The following is a 17,842-nucleotide window of genomic DNA, read 5'->3' as shown; positions in this document are numbered from 1 at the left end:
AAGTTCCTCACTGTTTGCCTTGCCGGATGCGACGCTTATGCGTCTTATCAGGCCTACAAGACCGGGCTGATGGTTAATCCCACAGATCCCGCGCCGGGTCGAGCACCGGGCGAATGATGCCCGCACGCACCGTAAAGTCGCCGAAGCCTTCTCCCGCTTCACGCTCTTTCGCCCAGCGCCCTATCAGTTCATCAAGCGACGCCAGGATTTCCGGCTCGGTGATGTTTTCTTTATACATCCGTGGGATACGTGTCCCAATGCGGTTGCCGCCAAGATGCAGGTTGTAGCGACCCGGCGCTTTACCCACCAGGCCCACTTCCGCCAGCATCGCGCGGCCACAACCGTTCGGGCAGCCTGTTACACGCATCACGATATGCTCATCGCTGACACCATGTTTCGCCATTAAATTATCGATGTTGTCGATAAAAGACGGCAGGAAACGCTCCGCTTCCGCCATCGCCAGCGGGCAAGTCGGGAATGACACGCAGGCCATTGAGTTTTCACGCTGCGGCGTGACGGCATTCATTAACCCGCTCTCTTTGGCGATCTTCTCGATCTTCGCTTTCTCGCTTTCCGGCACACCGGCGATGATCAGATTCTGGTTCGCCGTAATGCGGAAATCACCTTTGTGGATCTTCGCGATCTCCAGCAGGCCGGTTTTCAGCGGACGCCCCGGATAATCAAGGATGCGACCATTTTCGATAAACAGCGTCAGGTGCCAGTTATCATCAATGCCCTTAACCCAGCCAATACGATCGCCTCGTCCGGTGAACTCATATGGACGGATCGGTTCAAATTTGATCCCCGCGCGACGCTCCACTTCCGCTTTAAACGTCTCAACACCCACGCGCTCCAGCGTGTATTTGGTTTTGGCATTTTTACGATCGGTTCGGTTACCCCAGTCACGCTGAGTTGTCACGACGGCTTCCGCCACCGCCAGCGTATGCTCCAGCGGCAGATAGCCAAACTCGCTCGCCGTGCGGGCGTAGGTTTTCTTGTTGCCGTGTTCGATAGAAAGCCCACCGCCCACCAGCAGGTTAAAACCTACCAGCTTGCCGTTTTCGGCGATCGCCACGAAGTTCATGTCGTTGGCGTGCAGATCGATATCGTTCTGCGGCGGGATCACTACCGTGGTTTTGAACTTACGCGGCAGGTAAGTCTGACCGAGGATCGGTTCTTCATCAGTGGTGGCGACTTTCTCCTGATCGAGCCAGATCTCCGCGTAAGCGCGAGTACGCGGCAGCAGATGTTCAGAAATTTTCTTCGCCCATTCATACGCTTCCGCATGCAGTTGCGACTCGAACGGGTTCGAGGTGCACAGCACGTTACGGTTCATGTCGTTGGCGGTGGCTAACGCATCCAGACCGACCGAGTGCAGCATCTGGTGCGCAGGTTTGACGTTCTTTTTCAGAATACCGTGGAACTGGAACGTCTGACGGTTGGTCAGACGGATGCTACCGTAAATGGTGTTTTCCACCGCAAATTTGTCGATCGCCTGCCACTGTTTGGTGGTAATAACGCCTCCCGGCAAGCGACAGCGGAGCATCATGGCGTGACGCGGTTCCAGCTTCTGTTCAGCACGTTCGGCGCGAATGTCACGGTCATCCTGCTGATACATACCGTGGAAACGGATCAGCAGAAAGTTATCGCCCTTAAACCCACCGGTCAGGCCGTCATTTAAATCTTCAGCAATCGTGCCGCGCAGATAGTTGCTTTCAAGCTTCATGCGCTCGGCGTCTGCCAGTTTACCTTCGACCACTAAAGGCCCTGGATGTTTTTCGCTCATTAGTAGACATCTCGCTGATAACGGCGCTCTACGCGCAGCTCACTTAAAAATTCATCCGCCGCTTCGGTGTCCATGCCACCAAATTCGGCAATCACTTCCAGAAGTGCCTGTTCAACGTCTTTCGCCATGCGATTAGCGTCGCCGCAGACATAAATGTGGGCACCGTCATTGATCCAGCGCCACAGTTCTGCGCCCTGTTCGCGCAGTTTGTCTTGTACGTAAATTTTTTCTTTTTGATCGCGCGACCAGGCAAGATCGATACGTGTCAGCACGCCTTCTTTCACGTAACGCTGCCATTCCACCTGGTAGAGGAAATCTTCCGTAAAGTGTGGGTTGCCGAAGAAAAGCCAGTTTTTGCCCGGCGCTTCGTCGGCGGCACGTTGCTGCATAAAGGCGCGGAACGGCGCAATACCTGTACCTGGGCCAATCATAATCACCGGGGTTTCCGGGTTAGCGGGCAGGCGGAAGTTGTCGTTATGTTCGATAAAGACGCGGACTTCGCCCTCTTCTTCCACGCGGTCCGCGAGGAAGCTGGAGGCACCACCGGCACGGGCGCGGCCTTCCACGTCGTAACGCACCACGCCAACGGTGACGTGTACTTCGTTCTCGACTTCAGCCTGCGAGGAGGCGATGGAATACAGGCGCGGGGTCAGCGGGCGCAGCAGGTTAATCAGCGCTTCGGCATCCAGCTGTGCGGGAGAGAAACGCACCATGTCGACAATCGGCGTGGTCGCGGCGTAATGCTGCAACTTCGCTTTATCGCCCACCAGCGGCAGCAGCGTTTCGCTGCGGGTAAGCGTGGCATAGTTCTCAACGATATTGGCGGTGTTGACGGTCAGTTCGAAGTGCCACTGTAGCGCCTCGTTCAACGGCAGGGTTTTGCCCTCAACGGTGACAGGTTCATCGCCTTTCAGCCACAGCAGTTCGACAAGTTCTTTCACCAGTGCCGGATCGTTCTGATACCAGACGCCCAGCGCGTCACCCGGCTGGTAACGCAGGCCCGAGTCACCTAAGTCAATTTCGATATGGCGAACGTCTTTTTCAGAGTTACGCCCGGTAATTTTCTGGTTAACCGAAAGGCTCGCCACCAGCGGCGCGTCTTTGCTGTACGGGCTGGTGTGGATTTCATTTACCGCGCCAGTAGCGACGGATTGTGAAGGTGCTGTGACAGGCGCGCGCGATTTAAGCGCATCAACCACGCGGGCGCGCCACTCGCTGGCAGCGGCCTGGTATTCCACATCCGCATCAACGCGATCGAGCAGGCATTCACCGCCCAGTTCCGCCAGCTTGCTGTCAAAATCTTTCCCGGACTGGCAGAAAAATTCATAAGAGCTATCGCCAAGGCTAAACACGGCAAACGCGGTGTTTTCCAGCTTCGGCGCTTTTTTGGAGAACAGAAACTTATGCAGCGCGACGGCTTCTTCCGGCGGTTCCCCTTCCCCTTGTGTTGACGTCACCACGATAAGCAGTTTTTCACTGGCGATTTGTTTGAATTTATAGTCGCCCGCGTTCACCAGCTTAACGTTCAGTTTTACCGCTAATAAGTCATCGCGTAACGCTTCGGCGACCCGACGCGCATTGCCGGTTTGCGAAGCGGAGATAATAGTAATACCCGGCATTTCTGCGGCGGGCGCTGGCGTCGCTGCAAGCGTAGCAGGCTGCTGATTGAGCACGCCCCAGAAATAGCCAGAAACCCAGGCAAGCTGGGCGGGCGTTAAATCGGTAGTGGCCGCCTGAAGGCGTGCCAGTTGCTCCGGGTTCAACGGAAGCAACGCGGAAGGTGGGACCTGTGTCGTCATGCGTCGTTATGTTCCAGTAAGCAAAGCTGTTTATCGGCCCTGTCAGCGCCCATAAAACAGAAGAGAAGGTAAGGTTAACGGCGCGAAGGGGGTGGATTAAAGACGGGATAGCGATAACTAATAACCAAATCGACTAACCTGTTTTAGCAATAGTCTTTAACAACAAAATAGATTTATTAACTCAATGAAAAATAAATAAATATCGACCGCAATTAAGTTAAATCGGTCATTTTGCGCAACAAACCCGTTTTTAGTAATGCGAAAAAACAGGCTTTCCGGTACTCTACGGCGGTTTTATCGTCCTGTAGAGAAATTATGATGTCCACCACGTTATTTAAAGATTTCACCTTCGAAGCCGCTCACCGTCTGCCGCACGTCCCAGAGGGACATAAGTGCGGGCGCTTACACGGGCATTCTTTTATGGTGCGCCTGGAAATTACAGGGGAAGTCGATCCGCATACGGGCTGGATTATCGATTTCGCTGAACTGAAAGCGGCGTTTAAACCGACCTACGATCGCCTCGACCACTATTACCTCAATGATATACCCGGTCTGGAAAACCCAACCAGCGAAGTTTTAGCAAAATGGATTTGGGATCAAGTTAAACCCGTTGTGCCGCTATTAAGTGCAGTGATGGTGAAAGAAACCTGCACTGCAGGCTGTATCTATCGCGGCGAATGATAAGAGTGTGTCGGCGGTCAATTTCCCTTAAGTAACGCTATGTTAGGGTGTTGTGTTCTGGATATCTGGGGCATGACATGGAAGACGACTGCGACATTATTATTATTGGTGCCGGTATTGCAGGCACCGCTTGCGCGTTACGCTGCGCGCGAGCGGGTTTATCCGTTCTGTTACTGGAACGCGCTGAAATTCCCGGCAGTAAAAACCTTTCCGGCGGGCGTTTATATACCCATGCGCTCGCGGAACTCCTCCCTCAGTTTCACCTGACCGCGCCTCTTGAACGACGCATCACTCACGAAAGTCTTTCTTTATTAACACCAGATGGTGCCACGACATTTTCCAGCTTACTGCCCAGCGGTGAATCATGGAGCGTGTTACGCCCGCGATTCGATCCGTGGCTGGTTGCCGAAGCCGAAAAAGAAGGTGTCGAGTGTATCCCTGGTGCGACGGTAGATGCGCTGTATGAAGAAAACGGCAGAGTATGTGGCGTTATCTGTGGTGACGATATTCTCCGCGCCCGTTATGTCGTCCTGGCAGAAGGTGCCAATAGCCTCCTGGCAGAACGCCATGGATTAGTTACCCGCCCTGCTGGCGAATCAATGGCGTTAGGAATCAAAGAAGTGCTGTCGCTGGAAACATCCGCTATTGAAGAACGTTTTCATCTGGAGAATAACGAAGGCGCAGCGTTGCTGTTCAGCGGCGAAATCTGTGATGACTTGCCCGGCGGCGCATTTCTTTATACTAATCAACAAACGCTCTCGTTAGGGATTGTTTGCCCGCTCTCTTCCCTTACGCAAAGTCGTGTTCCGACAAGCGAGCTGCTGGCTCGCTTTAAAACGCATCCAGCAGTGCGCCCGCTTATCAAAAACACGGAATCGCTGGAGTATGGCGCGCATCTGGTGCCAGAAGGTGGCCTGCACAGTATGCCGGTGCAATACGCCGGTAACGGCTGGCTACTGGTGGGCGATGCGTTACGCAGTTGCGTCAATACCGGAATTTCCGTACGCGGCATGGATATGGCGCTGACTGGCGCACAGGCGGCGGCACAAACGCTGATAAGCGCCTGCCAGCACCGCGAGCCGCAAAATCTGTTTCCGCTTTATCATCAAAACATAGAACGCAGTCAGCTGTGGGATGTTCTACAACGTTATCAGCATGTTCCGGCGCTTTTGCAACGCCCAGGATGGTACCGTGCGTGGCCTGCGTTAATGCAGGATATTTCCCGTGATTTATGGGATCAGGGTGATAAACCTGTTCCGCCGCTGCGCCAGTTACTCTGGCGTCATTTACGTCGTCACGGCTTGTGGCATCTGGCGGGCGATGTTATCAGGAGTCTGCGATGTCTGTAGCCCGTAATCTCTGGCGCGTTGCTGATGCGCCGCACATTGTTCCGGCTGACTCCGTTGAGCGTCAGACGGCAGAACGGTTGATTAACGCCTGTCCGGCAGGTCTTTTTTCGCTCACACCAGAAGGTGACTTATGTATTAATTATCGCAGTTGCCTTGAGTGCGGAACCTGCCGTTTGCTGTGCGACGAAAAAACACTACAACAGTGGCGCTATCCACCTTCCGGATTCGGCATCACCTACCGCTTTGGATAAATAACAAGGATAATTTATGTCCCTCTTACACCTGCTCCGCCAGAATCCGGTGATTGCTGCCGTTAAAGACAATGCCAGCCTGCAACTGGCAATCGACTCTGAATGCCGGTTTATTTCCGTGTTGTACGGCAATATCTGCACCATCAGTCATATCGTCAAAAAGATTAAAAATGCCGGGAAATATGCTTTTATTCATGTTGATTTGCTGGAAGGCGCATCGAACAAAGAAGTGGTGATTCAGTTTCTGAAACTGGTGACCGAAGCGGACGGCATTATCAGCACGAAAGCATCGATGCTGAAAGCGGCAAGAGCGGAAGGTTTTTTCTGTATTCATCGCCTGTTTATTGTCGATTCGATTTCGTTTCACAACATTGATAAGCAGGTTGCGCAATCGAACCCAGATTGTATTGAGATCCTCCCAGGCTGCATGCCCAAAGTGCTGGGCTGGGTAACGGAGAAAATCCGCCAACCGCTGATTGCTGGCGGGCTGGTGTGCGATGAAGAAGATGCGCGTAATGCGATTAACGCAGGTGTCGTGGCGCTTTCCACCACGAATACCGGGGTCTGGACGTTAGCGAAAAAATTGCTTTGACGGGATAATCGTAACGAATTGAATTTGTGCGATTTGTAGGCTGCACGCCAAATCTGGCATTCAGCGCCTGATGCGACGCTTGACGCGTCTTATCAGGCCTACAAGCCCGAAAGCCGTCCACGCAGCATCCGGCTGTACGTTATTGGCAATCTGCGTGAATGTTTGTCACCAGTGCCTCCAGCACGGCTTTCCAGTCATCTACCACGCCAACATCTGCCTGCGAAAATACCGCCGCGCTGGCGTCATGATTAATCGCCACCACAAACTTACTATTACGTACGCCCGCCATTAACGCTGCCGCACCGGATGCGCCCGCCACAATGCAAACATCTGGCGCCAACAAATGCCCGGAAATACCAATGACCTTTTCGGCTTCAAAGCCACCGTTCATCACTCGCGCCCGACTGTAGCCCACTTCTGCCCCCAGCTTTTCAGCCAGCGTAGCGATGTCATGGCTATCTGCCTCGCCGCCCTGCCCCACTACCAGTACTCGTCTGGCCTCAGCTAATGGGTCACGGGTAACATTTTTCAGGTTTTCTATGTTAACCAGCCACTCGGGAAGCGCTCCGGGAACAATATTCAGTTGTTGCATACCAGAGGGCAACGTGACGTTTTTCGCCGCTCCAACCTGGCGCGCCAGGGAAAGACATAGCGGGCGTTTTTCTGTTTGCAGCGTCGCCGTTAGCGCATTTCCCCAGTGGGATTTGCGCACGCTTGCGGTCGGTATATCTAATGAAATCACCTGGCAGACACAGGCTCCATGTAAACGCCAGGCCAGCCGGGTCGACAGTTCATCACCAAACGTTCCCGGCGGAAAGAGAACAACGTCCACAGGCGTTCGCTGCCACTGTTCTACCAGCGCATCCAGCACCTGTTCCGCGACCATCGGCTGCGGCTCGATTTGCCAGTGCGTTAGTGTGCTGCCGCTGAAATCCTGCTCCGCCAGCCAGCCCGCTATTGCGGCATGTTCCTGATTTATTGTCACAATTGCGATATTCATGGCTGCATCCTTTGGCGTAAATAGTCCTGCCATAGCTTTTGCGCTTTTTCTGCTACCGTTTGCCCATCAATCAGCGTCGCTCTGCGTCGTTGCTCTGGCCTTGCCAGTTGCAGGCACTGCATCGCTGGCGATTCAGCAGCAACTGTTTTGCGGATAATTTCCGCTTTCCCCGCCGCCATTCGCTGGCGCATTCCCGGTACTGGCAAGGCCACTTCGCCACACTGGCGCACAGCAATCACCGCGGGCAAGCGGACACGACAACAGCGCACCCCATTTTCAGTACGCTGTTCGAGGGTGATAAACGGCGCGTCGAATGTGAAACGCTCCACCTGGGTGAAGCAGGGCCAGCCCAGCATTTCCGCCAGCAAAAATGGCGTTTGTCCATTCTGCCCTTCGCTGCTTTGGCAGCCGGTAATGATCAGATCCAGCGGATTCTGGTACTGCCATTCGGCAATATGGCGAGCGACAAATTCCGGCGCAAAGCGCAGATCTGCCGCCGTCTCCAGCAATATAGCTTCCTCAAACCCAAGAGCCATGAGATAGCGCAGCCAGTGCAACGCCCGTTCATCGCCTATGCTCAACGCGGTTAAAGTCATCGGCGTGCCATTTTTTCTCTGCGCCAACAGCAGCGCGGCAGCGGCCTGTTCATCAGCACCGAGTAAACTTCGCAGTAGCGAAACATCCGGTCCGCTATTACCCTGAGCCGCCGCCAGCCACTCTTTTTCCGCCAGCATCCCGGCATCCGGTTCGGCTTTAAACGCTAACAGTATGTTCATTCGCACCTCCTACATTTCCCGCCGCCACCAGCGGGAGGGCTTTAGTTTCTGGTGCCCATAGCCAGGTCACGACAAAGCCAACTAACAACACTGCCGCCAGGATCAATAAGGTGACTTGCATCCCCCACTGCGCCAGAATCCACGGCAGCAGGCCAGTACTTACCGCCGCGCCAAGTCGACTCATGGCGGTGGCAAAACCGACGCCCAGCGAGCGAATGTCAGTAGGAAAACTTTCCGCAGGCAAAATGCCCACCAGATTACTGACCGCCGAAATGGTGGTGCTGAAGAGAACAAAAAGCAGCAGCGTTAATGAACTGCCGGAAGGCAAACAGGCCATCACTACCAGCGTTGCCGCCAGCAGCAAAAAACTTCCCAGCAAAAATTTGCGATGTGCCAGCAGGTGCGTCAGAACTAATCCCAGCAGCGCGCCAACAATTAACAACGCATTAAGCATCAGACTGGCGGTCAGCGCATCTTCCAGACCAATAGTTTGGGCAATGGTCGGCAGCCAGGTATAAATCACAAACCATGGGATTACGAGGCAGACAAAGAAGACGCTGTTAAACGCTGTGCGCCGCCAGTAGCGCGAAGAGAACAAGGTTTTGATGTGTTTATGGGTCGCCGTTGCCACTTCATCGCCCAGTAAAACATGGGGACCAAAATAGCGATGCACGATAGCGTGAGCTTCTGCAAAACGCCCCTGGCGCAGTAGCCAGCGTGGCGATTCTGGCGTTCCCCAGCGTAATAACGTAATCAACAACGCGGGCAGAGCTGCCGATGCCAGCAGCCAGCGCCAGGCTTCCGGGTTTTCGGAAATAAAGTGATGTCCGGCAATACTTGCCAGCACATAGCCTACGGTCCACACCACGCTGAATGCGCCCAGCAAAATACCGCGGTGGCGGCGCGGGGAAAATTCAGCCAGCAAGGTGTGACCGACTGAGTAATCGCCTCCCAGACCAATGCCGATCAAAATGCGCAGTCCAATAAGATGCTCTGGCGTGGTGGCAAAAAATTGTAAAAACGAAGCAAGCGTAATCAGCAAAAAGCTGAAGGTGAAGATTTTTTGTCGCCCAATATGGTCGGAGATCCAGCCCAGAACCAGGCTGCCAAGAAACAAACCAAGGAGTGCTGAGCCACCAATCATTCCCGCCATAAACGGCGTCAGTTGCATGGCTGGAGTAAGCTGAATAATGGCGTAACCAATGACGCCGAGGACATAACCGTCAGTCAGGTGCGCACCGAAAGTGAGCGCAGCAATGCGGCAGTGAAAACGGTTAAGTGGTAAATCATCCATTCGCACCGGTGAAGTGTTCATCTTTACCCCTTCATTGTCCGGTAATAAGAACGGCTTCTCGCCTGAGAAGCCGAAAAGGCAACGCCCCTTCATCGCGGAACGCTGCCTGATACATTATTTTTCAATCGGATAGATAGTACCCGTATTCATAATGCCATTAGGATCGAACTGCTTTTTCAGCCCTTCCAGCAACGCCCACGCGCTGCCGTGTTCCAGTTTGCTCCAGTGAACGCGATGTTTACCGATACCGTGGTGGTGCACCATCGAACCGCCGAGGCGAATGGTTTCTTCGCAGATGATTTTGTTGAGCGGATTGTGGTACTTGTCGATTTCCTCTTCCGGCTTACAGTCAACGACGTTGTAGTCGTAGACGAAGTACATGTTGGTGCCGTTCTGGTAGCTATGAGAGGAGTGACCGCCCAGCATGGTAATGTCGTCGGCGTGCGGGAACTCGGTACGAATACGGTTAATAACGCTTTCGTAGATTTCGTGGATGCAGCTCCAGCAGCCGGAGACTTCGGTGGTAAAGCCCATGTTGCCGGTTTTGAGGATCTGTACACGTTCGGCGGCAACTTTATCTGGTCCCCAGTTCAGATTGTTAAACCAGGTTTCAATCAGTTTGCTGTCTACACGCTGGCATTGCGGGTAGCGGGCAACGATTTCCGCAATCCCTTCGCCCGTCGCCTTCGCAATGCGAGGGTTACCTTCAGCCATAAAGATCAGCACGCATTTTCCGTCGGCAAAATGGGTGAAGTGTTGGGTGCCATCTTCGGCGTCATACAAACGAGCGATCGACGGACGATACCCTTCCACCATGATTTCACGCAGGATGTTGAAGCCGGTTTTCATGTCTTCCAGGATATAGCCGTAGAAGAGGTTGTTTTCTGGGGTGAATTTAAAGATTTTCACTGTTACTTCAGTGATATAGCACAATGCACCTTCGTTGCCGATGATGATGTGACGAATGTCCGGGCCAGCCGCGCGACGTGGCACGTTTTTAATGCGTGTCACGGTGCCATCAGCCAATACTGCTTCCAGACCAACGACCATATCTTCGATTGCGCCGTAGAGTGTGGAGAACTGCCCAATACTGCGGGTTGCTACCAGGCCGCCCATCTGCGCCAGCGGTTTTGATTGCGGAGAATGCCCTGTGGTGTAACCTTTTTCACGCAACGCGTTTTCCAGCACTTCCAACGGAACACCACATTGCGCCGTGGCCTGCATATTCTCAATATCAATATTAATGATTTGATTCATGGCGGAGCCGTCGAGCACCACCGAGTTTTCCACAACGGTTTCCAGCCCACCTTCAGTGGCGGAAGCGCCGGTACGCGGCACACCGTTAATTTTGTGCGCATTCATAAAATTCAGCACACGGGAGACTTGTTCTGTGGAACCGAGTTTTACGACCGCTGCCGGAATCGGCAAAGTATAAATGCCATGAATATCCGGAAATTTACGAAAACGGTCAATACTGTTTTTCTTTAATACTGTTTCATCGGTAATTACGCGATCTGCACCAACAATTTCCTTTAGCTGGTCGACAATCGCTGCGCGAGATAAAGACATAGTAATTCCTTCCTGATAATAAAAATGGAATAATCATTAATAAGAGAAAACAGAAACCACCGTTATGGATTAGCGCACTAAATAACCGCCATCAACCACTAATAAATGTCCGTTGACATAATTCGATGCCGGACTTGCGAGGAATACGGCTGCGCCCATTAAATCCTGAGTATCGCCCCAACGGTTTGCCGGAATATGATCAAGAACGCGCTGGTTAGTTTCTGGATTACTACGGGTCGCCAGAGTGATATCGGTAGCGTAATATCCCGGGGCAATACCATTCACCTGAATATTATATTGACCTAATTCATCGCAATAGGCTTTGGTGAATCCGGCAAGAGCATGTTTAGTGGCAGAATAAGCAGGTGACCATTGTCCACCTAAGTAAGAGAACAATGAACAGATATTAATAATTTTACCGCTTTTCTGCGGGATCATAATTTTTGCCGCTTCGTAGCTTAACTCGAATGCGGCGGTCAGGTTCACATCAATCATTGGATCCCAGTCGGCACGACCGAAGTCCAGCACCTTATTCAGCTTACAAATACCGGCATTGTTAACCAGAATATCGACGGTACCGAAGCGCTCACAGCAGGCAGCGATAATCTTCTGCGGTGCGCCTTCTGCGGTGATATCCACCTGCATGAAGTCCACTTCAACACCCTGTTTTTCAATCATTTCCTTTGTTTCGCCGTTATCTTTGACAAAACTTGGAATAAAAATATTTGCGCCAGCTTTGGCCAACGCCATTGCAAATGCCTGACCTAAACCGCTATTCCCGCCGGTAACAATTGCTGTTTTACCTTTCAGGGAGAAAAAATCCATTGAGAACGCATTGAGAGATTCGATTGACATAGTTAGCTCCAATTTCCGTAAGGCAAAAAAAAAAGAAAGGTAACTTCCCCCGCGAGAGGGAAGTTACCTTTCTCATTATCTCTGGTAACTGGAGATAATTTTTAGCATAAGGGCATAACTGCTAATGTGATCGTAATCACAGAGTGATGTTCGTATTATCAAATAGTTTTAAAAAGCAGAAGCGTGATTACTCTCACACAACACCTTTTCTTTCCATGTTATTTCTTATTGCAATTACTAGAGAGCTGAGAAAAGTAATCCACCTGAAAGGGCGGCTTACTTTTCTCTTTTTTTTGTCTATTACAAATGGGAATACGATATGCAACACAACTCATATCGCCGTTGGATAACCCTCGCGATAATTAGTTTTAGCGGCGGCGTTAGTTTTGACCTGGCTTATTTACGTTATATTTATCAAATTCCCATGGCGAAATTTATGGGATTCAGCAATACCGAGATAGGTTTAATAATGAGTACATTTGGTATTGCGGCCATTATTCTTTATGCCCCCAGCGGCGTTATTGCCGATAAATTTTCACACCGCAAAATGATTACTTCCGCGATGATCATTACCGGATTGCTGGGCCTGATAATGGCAACATATCCACCACTGTGGGTAATGCTCTGTATTCAGGTCGCCTTTGCGATAACCACTATTTTAATGCTGTGGTCGGTGTCGATTAAAGCCGCCTCATTGCTGGGCGATCATAGTGAGCAAGGGAAAATTATGGGCTGGATGGAAGGGCTGCGCGGCGTCGGTGTAATGTCGCTGGCGGTGTTTACCATGTGGGTCTTTTCTCGCTTTGCACCGGATGACAGCGCCAGCCTGAAAACGGTCATTATCATCTATAGTGTGGTTTACATCTTGTTGGGGATTCTGTGCTGGTTTTTTGTTAGCGATAACAACAACCTGCGCAGTGCCAATAACGAAGAAAAACAATCATTCCAGCTTAGCGACATCCTGGCCGTTTTGCGCATCAGCACCACCTGGTATTGCAGCATGGTGATTTTTGGTGTCTTCACCATCTACGCCATTCTGAGTTACTCCACCAACTATCTCACCGAAATGTACGGCATGTCGCTGGTGGCGGCGAGCTACATGGGGATTGTGATCAACAAAATCTTCCGCGCGCTGTGTGGTCCACTTGGCGGCATTATCACCACCTACAGTAAAGTGAAATCCCCTACCCGCGTGATCCAAATCCTTTCCATCATCGGCCTGCTGGCACTGACTGCCCTACTCGTTACCAACTCTAACCCGCAATCGGTCGCGATGGGGATTGGCCTGATTTTACTGCTGGGATTCACCTGCTACGCCTCACGTGGACTGTACTGGGCCTGCCCCGGCGAAGCGAGAACACCGTCTTACATTATGGGCACCACGGTAGGTATTTGTTCGGTGATTGGATTCCTGCCGGATGTCTTCGTTTACCCGATTATCGGCCACTGGCAGGACACCCTGCCCGCAGCAGAAGCCTACCGCAACATGTGGCTGATGGGCATGGCGGCACTCGGCATGGTGATCGTCTTTACCTTTTTGCTGTTCCAAAAAATTCGTACTGCTGATAGCGCCCCCGCAATGGCTAGCAGCAAGTAAGCCAGGAAAATTACAGGAGAAAAATCATGTCGAAAAAATACATCATAGGGATTGATGGCGGAAGTCAGAGCACAAAAGTGGTGATGTACGATCTGGAAGGTAACGTGGTTTGCGAAGGCAAAGGTTTATTGCAGCCGATGCACACGCCGGATGCCGATACCGCAGAACATCCTGACGACGATTTATGGGCATCATTATGTTTTGCCGGTCACGATTTGATGAGTCAGTTTGCCGGGAATAAAGAAGATATTGTTGGCATCGGCCTGGGATCCATCCGTTGCTGTCGTGCGTTGTTGAAAGCCGATGGCACGCCTGCTGCGCCGTTGATTAGCTGGCAGGATGCACGCGTTACACGCCCTTACGAACATACGAATCCTGACGTGGCGTATGTCACCTCTTTTTCGGGTTATCTGACACACCGTTTAACGGGCGAATTTAAAGATAATATCGCCAACTATTTTGGTCAGTGGCCAGTGGATTATAAGAGCTGGGCATGGAGCGAAGATGCTGCGGTAATGGAGAAGTTTAATATCCCCCGTCATATGCTGTTTGATGTGCAAATGCCTGGCACTGTTCTTGGGCATATCACACCACAAGCCGCGCTGGCGACACATTTCCCGGCAGGACTGCCTGTTGTTTGTACCACCAGTGATAAACCGGTAGAAGCTCTGGGAGCCGGGTTACTGGATGATGAAACTGCGGTAATTTCTCTTGGCACTTACATCGCATTGATGATGAACGGCAAAGCACTGCCGAAAGATCCGGTAGCGTACTGGCCGATTATGTCTTCTATTCCGGAAACATTGCTGTATGAAGGTTACGGTATCCGAAAAGGCATGTGGACGGTGAGCTGGCTGCGCGACATGTTAGGCGAGTCGTTAATTCAGGATGCCAAAGCACAGGATCTTTCACCGGAAGATTTGCTCAACAAAAAAGCTTCTTGTGTGCCGCCTGGCTGTAATGGTCTGATGACGGTGCTGGACTGGCTGACCAATCCGTGGGAACCGTACAAACGCGGGATTATGATCGGTTTTGATTCCAGCATGGATTACGCATGGATATACCGTTCAATACTGGAAAGCGTGGCGCTGACGCTGAAGAACAATTACGACAATATGTGTAATGAAATGAATCACTTTGCCAAACATGTGATCATTACTGGCGGCGGTTCAAACAGCGATCTGTTTATGCAAATTTTTGCCGACGTGTTCAACCTTCCGGCACGCCGTAACGCCATTAACGGTTGTGCAAGCCTGGGGGCAGCGATTAATACGGCGGTAGGTCTGGGGTTGTATCCGGATTACGCAACGGCTGTCGACAAAATGGTTCGCGTGAAAGATATCTTTATGCCTGTTGAGGGCAATGCCAAACGCTACGACGCGATGAATAAAGGCATTTTCAAAGATTTAACCAAACACACTGATGTGATTCTGAAAAAATCGTATGAAGTGATGCATGGTGAGCTGGGAAATGCGGATTCTATCCAGAGCTGGTCGAATGCGTAAGTGAGATAAACAGTGCCGGGTAAATGATTAATCCCGGCATATTCACGTTCCCACCACAAAATACCGGGTAACCATTGATGAATATTGTTCTCTCCTGAGCAGCGTTTATGCTTTAATTGCTAAACCGATTTAATTGATTTAGCAATTAGTGTAATGGAGCCTTTATGAGCGCAAGAGTATGGGTACTCGGTGATGCGGTTGTTGATTTATTACCCGAAAGCCAGGGGAGGCTACTACAGTGTCCTGGTGGGGCGCCGGCTAATGTTGCAGTCGGTATCGCAAGGCTGGGGGGAAAAAGTGCCTTTATTGGCAAAGTTGGCGATGATCCTTTCGGTCGTTTTATGTATCAGACTCTGAGTGCAGAAAATGTTGATACACGTTATATGTCACTTGATCCCCAACATCGCACCTCAATTGTGGCTGTAGGACTTGATGAGCAAGGAGAAAGAAACTTTACCTTTATGGTACGTCCAAGTGCCGATCTTTTTTTACAACCTGATGACCTTCCTGCATTCGGACCGGGTGAATGGCTCCATCTTTGTTCCATCGCGCTTAGTGCAGAACCTTCCCGAAGTACCGCATTTCTGGCTATGGAGAAAATACGCCAGGCTGGCGGAAACATCAGTTTTGATCCCAATATTCGCAGCGATCTCTGGCAGAGTGAAGCGCTATTAAGAAAATACCTTGATCGCGCACTTTCGCTGGCGAATATCGCTAAATTGTCCGAAGAAGAGTTGCTATTCATCAGTGGCAAAAGCCAGGTTCAGCAAGGCGCGCATTCATTAGTGCAGCGTTATTCGTTGACTTTATTGCTTATTACACAAGGAAAAAATGGCGTACTTGTGTATTTTCAGGGGCAGTTTATCCACTATCCAGCCAGGCCTGTTTCTGTCGTCGATACGACCGGGGCAGGAGATGCTTTTGTCGCAGGATTACTTGCTGGCCTGGCCGACTCCGGAATCCCAACAAATACCAGATTGCTTGAACGGATCATCGCACAAGCTCAGACTTGTGGTGCTCTGGCAACCACGGCTAAGGGCGCCATGACAGCCTTACCCCGACAACACGATCTCCCTTCATAATAGTGATCCTGCTGCTGTATCTGTAACCCGATTTGTCGTGCTTGTCACATTTACTAAACCGGTTTAGCGAAAATGATTGCTCTGGCTAAAAAGTCAGCTTTATCATCAAAACCTAAACCGGTTTAGCATTTTAGCAAAATTTATAATTCTCTGATGGGACGCGACAAATTATGTATAAAAAAACAACCTTGGCAGTGTTAATTGCTTTGCTGACCGGTGCAACAACGGTACATGCACAAACGGATATTAGCAGTATCGAATCTCGACTGGCTGCGTTGGAACAACGTTTAAAAAATGCGGAATCCCGCGCCCAGGCGGCAGAAACAAGGGCAAAAACGGCTGAATTGCAGGTGCAGAAACTGGCTGAAACACAACAACAAAATCAGGTAACAACTCAGGAAGTAGCACAGAGAACAGTCCAACTCGAACAGAAATCCGCAGAGAACAGTGGCTTTGAGTTTCATGGCTATGCCCGTTCCGGGTTACTGATGAATGATGCCGCTTCCAGCAGCAAAAGTGGGCCGTATCTGACTCCCGCAGGTGAAACCGGTGGAGCTGTTGGCCGTCTGGGAAATGAAGCCGATACCTACGTCGAATTAAATGTAGAACATAAACAAACACTGGATAACGGTGCGACCACGCGCTTTAAAGCGATGCTGGCTGACGGACAAAGAGATTACAACGACTGGACTGGCGGTTCCAGTAACCTGAATATCCGACAGGCTTTTGCCGAACTGGGCACATTGCCAAGTTTTACCGGAGCATTCAAAGACAGTACTGTCTGGGCTGGTAAACGCTTTGATCGCGACAATTTTGATATTCACTGGTTAGATTCCGATGTCGTATTTTTGGCGGGAACGGGCGGTGGTATCTATGACGTAAAATGGAACGATACATTCCGCAGTAACTTTTCTCTCTACGGACGCAATTTCGGCGATCTCGATGATATCGACAATAACGTTCAGAACTACATCCTCACCATGAATCATTATGCTGGCCCCTTCCAGTTGATGGTTAGCGGATTACGGGCAAAAGATAATGATGATCGAAAAGATGCCAATGGTGATCTCATTCAGACTGATGCTGCAAATACTGGCGTACATGCGTTGGTTGGTCTGCACAATGACACTTTCTATGGCCTGCGTGAAGGGACGGCAAAAACAGCACTGCTATATGGTCATGGCCTGGGTGCGGAAGTCAAAGGTATTGGCTCCGATGGCGCCCTGCTGTCTGAGGCGAATACCTGGCGCTTCGCATCTTATGGCACAACACCTCTGGGAAGCGGTTGGTATGTTGCACCGGCCATTCTCGCGCAAAGCAGTAAAGATCGTTACGTCAAAGGCGATAGCTATGAATGGGTTACCTTCAATACACGCCTGATCAAAGAAGTAACACAGAATTTTGCTCTGGCCTTTGAGGGTAGCTATCAATATATGGATCTGAAGCCGAAGGGGTATCAGAACCATAACGCCGTGAACGGCAGCTTCTATAAACTCACCTTTGCACCAACTCTAAAAGCTAACGATATCAATAATTTCTTTAGCCGTCCGGAGCTTCGCCTGTTTGCCACCTGGATGGACTGGAGCAGCAAACTTGATGATTTTGCCAGCAATGACGCTTTCGGCAGCAGTGGGTTCAACACTGGCGGAGAGTGGAATTTTGGTGTCCAAATGGAAACCTGGTTTTAATACCAGACAGCCTCACGA

General features: G+C 51.0%; 15 protein-coding genes. 8 read left to right on the top strand and 7 right to left on the bottom strand.

What is annotated here, in order from left to right; all coding sequences use genetic code 11:
* Positions 1 to 73: 73 nt before the first annotated feature.
* Positions 74 to 1,786 (bottom strand): assimilatory sulfite reductase (NADPH) hemoprotein subunit, encoded by a 1,713-nt coding sequence (cysI, locus tag AACU94_RS02325; protein ID WP_135488862.1) that lies wholly within the window; start codon positions 1,784 to 1,786, stop codon positions 74 to 76.
* Entirely contained in the window at positions 1,786 to 3,585 is a 1,800-nt protein-coding gene (cysJ, locus tag AACU94_RS02320; protein ID WP_135488861.1) for an NADPH-dependent assimilatory sulfite reductase flavoprotein subunit, read from the bottom strand. The genes cysI and cysJ overlap by 1 nt, the downstream gene beginning before the upstream one ends.
* 315 nt (positions 3,586 to 3,900) lie before the next feature.
* Here cysJ and queD point away from each other — a divergent pair, with 315 nt between their 5' ends.
* From queD to AACU94_RS02300, 4 genes are all read left to right on the top strand, one after another.
* Positions 3,901 to 4,266 (top strand): 6-carboxytetrahydropterin synthase QueD, encoded by a 366-nt coding sequence (queD, locus tag AACU94_RS02315; protein WP_001329795.1) that lies wholly within the window; start codon positions 3,901 to 3,903, stop codon positions 4,264 to 4,266.
* A 77-nt stretch (positions 4,267 to 4,343) separates the two neighbouring features.
* Positions 4,344 to 5,615 carry an FAD-dependent oxidoreductase gene (locus AACU94_RS02310; protein ID WP_135488860.1) on the top strand — a complete coding sequence of 424 codons (1,272 nt, stop codon included), beginning with the start codon at positions 4,344 to 4,346 and terminating at the stop codon, positions 5,613 to 5,615.
* Positions 5,606 to 5,866 (top strand): ferredoxin family protein, encoded by a 261-nt coding sequence (locus AACU94_RS02305; RefSeq protein ID WP_135488859.1) that lies wholly within the window; start codon positions 5,606 to 5,608, stop codon positions 5,864 to 5,866. The genes AACU94_RS02310 and AACU94_RS02305 overlap by 10 nt, the downstream gene beginning before the upstream one ends.
* Positions 5,867 to 5,882: 16 nt before the next feature.
* Entirely contained in the window at positions 5,883 to 6,458 is a 576-nt protein-coding gene (locus AACU94_RS02300; RefSeq protein WP_130214505.1) for a glycerol-3-phosphate responsive antiterminator, read from the top strand.
* 139 nt (positions 6,459 to 6,597) lie between these two features.
* Here the strand turns inward: AACU94_RS02300 and AACU94_RS02295 are convergent, their stop codons facing one another.
* From AACU94_RS02295 to AACU94_RS02275, 5 genes are all read right to left on the bottom strand, one after another.
* Positions 6,598 to 7,458: an electron transfer flavoprotein subunit alpha/FixB family protein gene (locus AACU94_RS02295; RefSeq protein WP_135488858.1), complete on the bottom strand. Its 861-nt coding sequence runs from the start codon at positions 7,456 to 7,458 to the stop codon at positions 6,598 to 6,600.
* Positions 7,455 to 8,234: an electron transfer flavoprotein subunit beta/FixA family protein gene (locus AACU94_RS02290; RefSeq protein WP_135488857.1), complete on the bottom strand. Its 780-nt coding sequence runs from the start codon at positions 8,232 to 8,234 to the stop codon at positions 7,455 to 7,457. The genes AACU94_RS02295 and AACU94_RS02290 overlap by 4 nt, the downstream gene beginning before the upstream one ends.
* Positions 8,212 to 9,621 carry an MFS transporter gene (locus AACU94_RS02285; protein ID WP_167856176.1) on the bottom strand — a complete coding sequence of 470 codons (1,410 nt, stop codon included), beginning with the start codon at positions 9,619 to 9,621 and terminating at the stop codon, positions 8,212 to 8,214. The genes AACU94_RS02290 and AACU94_RS02285 overlap by 23 nt, the downstream gene beginning before the upstream one ends.
* A gap of 21 nt (positions 9,622 to 9,642) precedes the next feature.
* Entirely contained in the window at positions 9,643 to 11,097 is a 1,455-nt protein-coding gene (locus tag AACU94_RS02280; protein ID WP_000059300.1) for an FAD-binding oxidoreductase, read from the bottom strand.
* A gap of 69 nt (positions 11,098 to 11,166) precedes the next feature.
* Complete coding sequence (locus tag AACU94_RS02275; RefSeq protein WP_000021321.1) at positions 11,167 to 11,952, bottom strand: SDR family oxidoreductase; 786 nt, start codon at positions 11,950 to 11,952, stop codon at positions 11,167 to 11,169.
* Positions 11,953 to 12,271: 319 nt separating this feature from the next.
* On the opposite strand from AACU94_RS02275, the gene AACU94_RS02270 reads away from it, so the two are divergent.
* The 4 genes from AACU94_RS02270 (at position 12,272) to AACU94_RS02255 (ending at position 17,824) form a co-directional block, all read left to right on the top strand.
* The gene (locus AACU94_RS02270; RefSeq protein WP_135128632.1) at positions 12,272 to 13,549 is read left to right on the top strand and encodes an MFS transporter; all 1,278 of its coding nucleotides are present in this window, start codon (positions 12,272 to 12,274) and stop codon (positions 13,547 to 13,549) included.
* Positions 13,550 to 13,575: 26 nt separating this feature from the next.
* Entirely contained in the window at positions 13,576 to 15,054 is a 1,479-nt protein-coding gene (locus AACU94_RS02265) for an FGGY-family carbohydrate kinase (RefSeq protein WP_135488856.1), read from the top strand.
* A gap of 164 nt (positions 15,055 to 15,218) precedes the next feature.
* A complete protein-coding gene (locus AACU94_RS02260) occupies positions 15,219 to 16,136 on the top strand; it encodes an aminoimidazole riboside kinase (RefSeq protein ID WP_130221518.1) in 918 nt (305 codons plus the stop codon).
* Between the two features lie 170 nt (positions 16,137 to 16,306).
* Positions 16,307 to 17,824: a carbohydrate porin gene (locus AACU94_RS02255; protein WP_130221517.1), complete on the top strand. Its 1,518-nt coding sequence runs from the start codon at positions 16,307 to 16,309 to the stop codon at positions 17,822 to 17,824.
* The last annotated feature ends 18 nt before the right edge of the window (positions 17,825 to 17,842 follow it).

The organism is Escherichia sp. E4702 (assembly GCF_963883545.1).
In the GTDB taxonomy this organism is placed as follows: Bacteria; Pseudomonadota; Gammaproteobacteria; order Enterobacterales; family Enterobacteriaceae; genus Escherichia.
The sequence above is the reverse complement of the archived record's forward strand: the minus strand, read 5'-3'. Positions and strand labels throughout refer to the sequence as shown.